Origin of the sequence: Desulfuromonas sp. (assembly GCA_002869615.1) — a bacterium.
Taxonomy (GTDB): domain Bacteria; phylum Desulfobacterota; class Desulfuromonadia; order Desulfuromonadales; family UBA2294; genus BM707.
The window spans coordinates 1-8,116 of sequence record PKUH01000097.1 but is presented as its reverse complement, the minus strand read 5'-3'; the positions used below and the strand labels follow the sequence as shown (position 1 = coordinate 8,116).

8 protein-coding genes and 1 riboswitch are annotated in these 8,116 nt (G+C 51.8%); of the genes, 7 read left to right on the top strand and 1 reads right to left on the bottom strand.

The features are described 5' to 3' along the window. The first annotated feature begins 33 nt into the window (after nt 1–33). The 3 genes from C0623_10135 to C0623_10125 are packed head-to-tail and all read left to right on the top strand — an operon-like array spanning nt 34 to nt 2,376. The gene (locus C0623_10135; GenBank protein PLX99189.1) at nt 34–375 is read left to right on the top strand and encodes a hypothetical protein; all 342 of its coding nucleotides are present in this window, start codon (nt 34–36) and stop codon (nt 373–375) included. 53 nt (nt 376–428) lie between these two features. Next, entirely contained in the window at nt 429–1,574 is a 1,146-nt protein-coding gene (locus C0623_10130; protein ID PLX99190.1) for a two-component system response regulator, read from the top strand. Continuing rightward, the gene (locus tag C0623_10125) at nt 1,549–2,376 is read left to right on the top strand and encodes a two-component system response regulator (GenBank protein PLX99188.1); all 828 of its coding nucleotides are present in this window, start codon (nt 1,549–1,551) and stop codon (nt 2,374–2,376) included. Before C0623_10130 ends, C0623_10125 begins: the two co-directional genes overlap by 26 nt. 34 nt (nt 2,377–2,410) lie before the next feature. On the opposite strand, the gene C0623_10120 is transcribed toward C0623_10125, so the two are convergent. Continuing rightward, the gene (locus C0623_10120) at nt 2,411–3,838 is read right to left on the bottom strand and encodes a sigma-54-dependent Fis family transcriptional regulator (GenBank protein ID PLX99187.1); all 1,428 of its coding nucleotides are present in this window, start codon (nt 3,836–3,838) and stop codon (nt 2,411–2,413) included. A gap of 421 nt (nt 3,839–4,259) precedes the next feature. Continuing rightward, a riboswitch (cyclic di-GMP riboswitch) is annotated at nt 4,260–4,334 on the top strand. Nucleotides 4,335–4,467: 133 nt separating this feature from the next. Between C0623_10120 and C0623_10115 the strand changes: the two genes are divergently transcribed. From C0623_10115 to C0623_10100, 4 genes are all read left to right on the top strand, one after another. Further along, entirely contained in the window at nt 4,468–4,899 is a 432-nt protein-coding gene (locus C0623_10115; GenBank protein PLX99186.1) for a hypothetical protein, read from the top strand. A gap of 59 nt (nt 4,900–4,958) precedes the next feature. Then, the gene (locus C0623_10110) at nt 4,959–5,435 is read left to right on the top strand and encodes a hypothetical protein (GenBank protein PLX99185.1); all 477 of its coding nucleotides are present in this window, start codon (nt 4,959–4,961) and stop codon (nt 5,433–5,435) included. A 23-nt stretch (nt 5,436–5,458) separates the two neighbouring features. Beyond that, complete coding sequence (locus C0623_10105) at nt 5,459–6,241, top strand: hypothetical protein (protein ID PLX99184.1); 783 nt, start codon at nt 5,459–5,461, stop codon at nt 6,239–6,241. Nucleotides 6,242–6,247: 6 nt separating this feature from the next. Continuing rightward, a partial coding sequence (locus C0623_10100) for a hypothetical protein (GenBank protein PLX99183.1) occupies nt 6,248–8,116 on the top strand: 1,869 nt, incomplete at its 3' end.

The window sequence follows — 8,116 nt, the reverse complement described above, 5'->3', positions numbered from 1 at the left end:
TCCAGCGCCCAGTTGATAGCCACGGCTCGCATTATGCCATGGGCGTCGTTAAAAGCCGAACGCCATGTCAGCGAATATGTCGTCACCGATACTGATATCGCCCGCGGTTATGTCATTGTTCGCTCGGCGGCCACTTTGCACATCAGAACCAACGCCAGTCGGCAGGTCACGGTACGACCGATGGCGGCGGACAACAGCAGGATCTTTCTGGTTGGACCCGGCGAAAGTTGTGAACCGTGTCTCAACATCGACATCGCCGCCGGGCCTTCGATCAAAAATATAAAGAAAACAGTCGACTACCGGATTAACCTCCCCGGGGAGATTAAAAGCGGTCGTTATCAGCTCAATGCGGCTCTCGATATCGAATCGTACTGAGCACAAAGGAGTATGCAATGTTCAATTATGCGATAGAGCAGGAATTTCCGGAAATGAACTTGGATAAAGATGCACTGATCGCGCTTGTTGATGATGATCCGGCGGTACTACAGGTACTCACACAGGTCCTGCAGGAGTTCGGGTTCAACCATCTCTTCCCTTTCCCGTGCGCAAATGACGCCCTCAAGAGTTTCGAATGCAATAAATTTGATGTGGTTATCACTGACTTCAAGATGCCCGGCATCGACGGCTTTGAGTTGCTGCAACAACTACACAAGTTGGACAGCAGCCTTCCGGTCATCGTTCTCACCGGTCATGCCGACATGACCCGGGCGGTCGAATCGTTTAAACAGGGCGCTTTCGATTTCATCGTCAAGCCGTTTCAACCGTTCGAGGTCGCCAAGGGTTTGAAAAAGGCGCTGGCCGCCCGTCGACTGAGCAAGCTCGAACAGGATTACAAGGAAGAACTCGAGAAACGGGTCTGGGAACGAACCAGGGATTACCGCGCTTCTCTGGAAAAAATGACAAAAATGAACAGGGAAATAATCCATCGCCTCGGCATGGCCGCCGAACACAGAGACGACGAAACCGGGGCGCATATAGCCCGGATCGCCTTCTATGTGTATCAAATGGCCCTGATCCTTGGGCAGAGTGATGAACAGGCCCGGCAACTTGCCCTGGCCAGCACCATGCACGATATCGGAAAAATCGGTATTCCCGATTCGATTCTGTTTAAAACCGGCAAGTTGAGCCGGGAAGAGTTTGATGTCATCAAGACCCATACAACAATCGGCGAAAAAATTCTTTCGGGGTCCTCGTTCGAGGTGCTCGACCTGGCAGCGTCAATTGCCGCGACTCACCATGAAAAGTGGGACGGTAGCGGCTATCCGCACGGTCTCCGGGGAGAGCAGATCCCCTTAAGCGGCCGGATCACCATGATCGCCGACCACTATGATGCCTTGCGCAACCGGCGCCCTTATAAGCCCGAGTTTTCTCACGAAAAGGCATTCGACATCATCACCAACGGTGACGGACGGACCGCTCCAGAACATTTTGCCCCAGAGGAGCTCGATATCTTCACTACTCACGCCGATGAATTTGATCGGATTTTCACCGAAAACAAGTCAATGAACCATCAAACATTCCAGCAAACGTTTCTTTGTTCGTCAGAGAATGTTGAATATTTATTTTCATCTTGAATTTCAAGGGAGGTATGCCATGGAAAACATTCAGATGCAGCAGAACACCGCACTCGACACGATGCAAATCGAACCCGCAACGAAGACGAAAAAAAAGGTTTTACTGGTCGATGATGTCGAGCTCTTCATTCAACTGGAAAAGTCGGCTCTGGCCCGAAAAACGGATATTGATATCCTCACCGCTTATGACGGGATGGAAGCAATAGAGATTATCCAGAACGAAAAACCGGATCTCGTCTTTATGGATATGTTCATGCCGAAAATGAACGGTGACGAATGCTGTCGACTCATCAAAAACAGTGCGGGGCTCAAGCATATTCCAATCATCATGGTCACCCATGGCGGCAAGGAAGAGGACCTGGAACGCGCCCTTGATGCCGGCTGTGACGAAATCATGACCAAACCGATCAACCGCTCGCTGTTCCAGGCGCTGGCAAAAAAATACCTGCAGGTCCAGGCACGGGTCGAGCCGCGTTTCTCGGCCCGCCTGAAAGTCCATTTCGGGACCGAGATGAAAAATGTACTGACCGACTACACGGTCAACCTCAACACCGGCGGGTTATTTCTGGCGACGACCAACCTGTTGTCGATTGGAACAGAGATGTACGTTGAATTCAGCTTGCCGGATTGCGATCAACCGATCTATTGCCGCGCCCGGGTTGCCTGGATAAATGACCCTGATTCGCTGTTCAAACCGGAACTGCCAAGCGGTATGGGACTTCAGTTTATTGATATTACACTTAGCGCCATGGACGCAATTCGCAGTTATATTTCGAAGAAAGACCTGACCGCAGATTGGTGATAAACAACAGAAGAAACGGAGTCGAACAGGCGATTTAGGTGATGCCGAAGCGCTCGAGCCGATTGCGCAGGGTATTGCGGCTGATACCGAGGATTTTTGCCGCCTTGACCTGGTTGCCCTCGCACTTCTGCATGGCAAGTTCGATCAAGGCCCGCTCCAGTTCGGAATTCATTCGCTCATAGATCTCTCCGGAATGTTGCTGAAGCATTTGTGCAAAAGGTTTCCTGAGGAGATCTTTGAGAAGATCGGACAACGCATCGGCATTTTCGTCTATCGACTCTTCGGACGATTTCAGCAAACCGAAATCTTCGGGTTTGAGCCATTCATCCCGGGCGAAAACGATGGCCGCACTGATGGCATTTTTCAGCTCGCGGATATTGCCATCCCACCAGTTGGCCTGCAGAAAATCGAGAGCCTCGGTGGTGATCCCCTGGACCGATTTGTTGTACTTTCTTGCGTACTCACGAACAAACAGATCGCACAAGAGCGGGATATCTTTCTGTCTGTCGCGCAACGGCGGCAATTGAAAAGTAACGATTCGGAGTCGGTAGAACAGATCGAGGCGAAACTTGCCGGTCTTTGTTGCATTTTGCAGGCTGCGGTTGGTCGCGGCGATGATCCGGACATCGACCTGAATCGGTTCATTGCCGCCGACCCGTTCAAATTTCTGATTTTCGAGAACCCGCAGCAGCTTACCCTGACTCTCGAGACTCATTTCTGAAACTTCGTCAAGAAACAGCGTTCCGCCGTCACACTGTTCAAATTTTCCGATACGGCGCGTATGGGCATCGGTAAACGCGCCTTTCTCATGTCCGAACAGTTCGCTCTCGAGAATACTTTCCGGTAAAGCGGCACAATTGACAGCAAGAAAGGGTTTGTTTTTACGATTCGAGTTGTTGTAAACAGCCCGTGCCAACAGCTCTTTGCCGGTACCGCTTTCCCCCTCTATCAAAACGGTCGCGTCCGACGCGGCGACCTGACCGACCTTTTTCCAGATCTCGATCATCTCCGGCGAAGAGCCGATCATGATATCCTCGTCGCCAGAAGTTTCCGATGTTTCGGACCCGGCATCCCTGTACTGCACGTTGCGGCTGAGCTGGTTTGCCTCGATTCCCTTGTTGACGATATCGATCAGATTGAGAATATCGAACGGCTTGAGCAGAAAATCATAGGCACCGTACTTCATCGCCTCGATCGCATTCTGGGTCGTATTGTGGCCGGTGGTCATTATGACAACGATTTCGGGATTGATCGCCTTGATCTCCTGCAGGATCTCGAGACCTGATTTGCCGGGAAGCCTGATATCGATGACAGCGACATTCGGCCGCTGCTCCCGGACAATCTTCAGGCCGGAAGTACTGTCCTCGGCAAAATAGAGATCGGCCGGCTCGTCTTCGAACGTCACTCGCAACAGCTCGAGGATCGCCTTGTCGTCATCGATAAAAAGAATTTTTGGTTGCATAGATAAAAGAACCCTGCCTTGGAATAAACCGAATCAAACCCATCATTAAAATTATTCTAGCTGCCTGACACGTTTGGTCAAAATAACCCGATTCACTGCATCTGTAAACAATAACACTCTTATTTCTTTTCTGAAATTTCAAGATAATCAGGTTGTCTTTATCGTTACAGCTCATTGGAATTGAGTGTGCCGCTGACATTTTTTGTCACATAATTCATGCCCTGCGTGGCACATTTTGCATGATTGGCACACATTTACAACCAAAACTGTCATATTTAAACCGCCTGTTAGTTAAAAAACACCAACTATAAAGCACTGAAATCACAAGATAAAAAACAAATACCTCCAAACCAGGGACAATAGTCTTCCGGTTTCGGCATGTAAAATGCTTATTTTACATAACTAAGTAAACACATTGATTCTCCGATAAGAGCAAACACGGGGCGACTTGGGGACGCAGAGTCACGGATCCCACGTGGATGGCCGGGCCGCCGAAGAGAACGCGGTATCGCAGATTTTTAGACGCGCTCATTTTCGGAAACAGGAAGTGGGCGTTTATTATTTTGACGGGAATCAATCAAACACAAATCGGAACAGATACGTTCCATTAGCAAAAAAGGAGAAGAAACATGAAAGCACTCAAAGGTCTTGTAATTGCAATTGTTCTGGTACTCGTTGCCTCGACATCGTTTGCAGCCGACAGCGCCACCCTTAACATTCAGGCCAACGTTCAGGGTACCTGCAGCTTTGCTGCAGCATCGGCTCTGCTCGATTTCACTAACATCGACCCGACCAGCGGTGCTCCCGCGATCGCCGCAACATCGATTGACTACAGTTGCACCAACGGGGTTGCCTACACCCTGACACTGCCCCCAACAGCGACAATTGCCAATGGCGTAAACACAATCGGCGTCAATCTCGCTTACACCGACAACGGCACCACCACCGGTACAGGTCTTGCCACGACCATCGACATCGATGGCACCATCCCGTTCGCCAACTACTCGGCATCCCCGGCCGGGCTCTACACCGGCACAGTAACTCTCGACGTCTCTCCGTAACAAGACCTTTCATCCGGCGGGCAGATAATCTCTGCCCGCCGATTCAGGTCAATTCTGACATGATGATCCGGCGGAGTCTGCTCATATTTGTTTTGTTCTTTGCAACGGCGCAGGTTTGCCTGGCGGCCAACGTACCGATGAACATCTCCGCGACCGTCCTCTCAAAGAGCATCTGCCGCTTCGTCACCAAAACCGCCACGCTCGACTTCGGCAACCTCGACCCAACGTCACCTTCCGACGTTGTCGTCAATGCCACCCTGACCTTGCGCTGCCAGGGAAGTGCCAACCCGGCGACTTATCTCATTACCGACGATGACGGACTTTACGAAACCGGCGTTGATGGCAACCGAATGCAGCACGCGACAATTCCGGGGAACTTTCTCCCTTACGCTGTCACCTACACCCCGGCCACGGCGACGATTCCGAAAAATATCAACCAGAGCCTGACCATCACCGGCACCCTGCTCGGTGCCGATTATGCAACGGCGATCTCAGGCGTTTACAACGACACGGTCACCCTGACAATAGCTCCCTGAGCAAGTGAGCTATTGTCATTCCCATGTTGCTCGCGTATATTTATTGCAAAAACATGGAGATATCAATGCGATACAGGATCTTATCCGTACTTCTTTTGTTTTTGCTGACGGCTTCCATCGGTCTGGCCGGCGACTGGCGGGTCATTCCGATCAAGATGTTTCTTGGTCCGAAGGCAAAGAGCGGATCGGTCCGCCTGATCAATAACTACCAGGCACCGTTGAATCTTCAAGTCTCCGCTAAAACCTGGTCTCAGGATATTAACGGCCAGGACATTTACGAAGAGACCGATGACATCATTTTCTTCCCACGGGTTATGACTGTGCCGCCTGGCAAAGAGCAGGTCCTGAGGGCCGGCATCAAGATTCCGGCGACAACCACCGAAAAAACCTACCGCCTCTTTATCGAAGAGATCCCTGAATCAACCCGCACCGGCTCGGCATCGGTGACTGTTGCAATCAGGTTTGGATTACCGATTTTCGTTGCGCCGCTGGAAGAGAAGTCAACAACCGAAGTTACGATAGCTGAAATCAGCAACGGAACCTTCACTGCGGCTGTAAAAAACACCGGCAACGTCCACTTCCTTCCTGGCAGCGCGGTGGTGACAGGCAAGGATAAAACCGGGCAGGAAATTTTTAGTAAAGATCTGAAACCATGGTATATCCTGGCTGGAATGTCACGGCCGTACAGCTATTCCATCCCGCCGGGTGCGTGCCAGAAGCTCGCCACTCTCCGCTTCGAGATTACTGACAGCACTCAGCAGTTGTCCCGGGACATTCCGGTTTCCGGAGACCAGTGTCACCAGTAAAAACTGATGCACTGCACAAGAACCCTAACCTGCGCATCTCTTCTGGCCATACTTCTGGCTTTCCTTCTGCTGACCCCACCGTCTGCGACGGCACTTGAACCAGGCCTTCTTGAAACAACCCTCAATTCGGAGTACCGCGGAACCCTGTTCGTACAAATTGACCCGGATGGCTCAATCTATCTGGCAAATACAGACCTGCAGGACTTCGGTTTCGCTACCCTGCCAGAGAAACAGACTACGATTGATGGTATCACCTACTCCAAGCTGGATGACATTCCGGAGCTGAAGTATCAGTACGATCCGACGACCCTCGCTCTCGAGATTACCGTTGCCCCAACCGCCCTGAAATCAACAATCATCGATCTGCAGAAAGGGCTGAAGCAGGACGTCTATCGACCATTCGAAACCAGCGCCTTTTTCAACTACTCATTTGACTACAACGACGGCGACAAAAACTTTGAGCGATTCGTCCTGCTGGACAACGAGGTCGGAGTCCGCAAGAACCGGACCCTCTTTTTGACTGACAGTCGTTACATCAATACGCAAACCAACAGCAATTTTGTTCGGCTTGAGACCCGCTTCATTCATGAAAACGAGAAAAGTTTGCGGCGCTGGAGTTTTGGTGATTTCATTACCCCGCCCCATGAGTTGGGTGGTGCGCTGACACTCGGCGGAATTCAACTACTCAAGCGCTACCGTATCGACCCTTACTTCAAGGCATATCCGACACTCGACTTCTCCGGGGCGGTGACTACTCCCTCCGACATTGAAGTCCTGATTAATGGTCACCGGATACTCCACGAGGCACTCCCGCCCGGCCCCTTCACCCTCGAGAACCTGAGCTCATTCCGCGGTGCCGGGGATTTTGAGATTATCCTGAAGGATGCCTTCGGCCGAGAACAAAGAATCCTCAGCCCCTACTACCTGGCCGATGAACTGCTGAAGGAGGATCTGCATGAATACAGCTATGCCATCGGCGCGCTGCGTGAGCAGTTCGGTATCGAGAGTTTCGACTACGGCGATGCCCTGTTTCAGGGGCTGCACCAATACGGCTTTTCTGACGATCTGACGATTGGTGGTTTTCTCGAAGCGGGCGCCGATGTCAGTGATCTCGCGGCATCGGCGACCTGGAAAATCAGACGCTGGGGCGTGTTGAAGGGGGGCATGGCGGCCTCCAACAGTGAGGCCGGAACCGGTTTTGCCGCCTATTCGCGCTACCAGTATCTGACCCGATTTTCCGGTTTTCAGATTGGACTGAAATATTTCGATGAGGCATTTGACACCGCGGCAACCATCAACAGCACGGCCAACCCTGAACTCGAAGCCTCGCTCAATCTCAATTTTTCATCACTCTATTACGGATCGTTGACCCTTTCCGGGCGCCTGACCACAGATTACATGCTCGACGACCTGCAGCAGTACAGCATGGTCTACTCGCGCCGCCTCGGCGACAGCTTCTCAATGGTCACATCGGCCATCAAAAACAGCGGCCGGGATGAATCAGAACTCTACTACCTCAGTATCAGCTACCACCCGAGGGCTGACTACAGTATCTCGTCGCGGATTGAATCGACCGACACCACTGATTCGTTTGAAGTAGAATGGAAGAGTGACCAGCCGGTCGGAGAAGGTCTCAGCTATGGAATCACTGCCCGGCAGAGCGACACTCCGACCGATTCGTCAACCCTGATTAATCCGCTTGCTAATTATCGCGGCAAGTACGGCACCTATGAAGCGGAAATCTGGACCGAAAGCGGCGGGATCGACGAAGGCACCCGCTATGCCCTTAAAACGGCCGGCGCCCTGGTCCATATCGGTGGCCGTACCGCTTTCACCCGTCCGGTGACTGACAGTTTCGGTGTTGTTCAGGTTGGT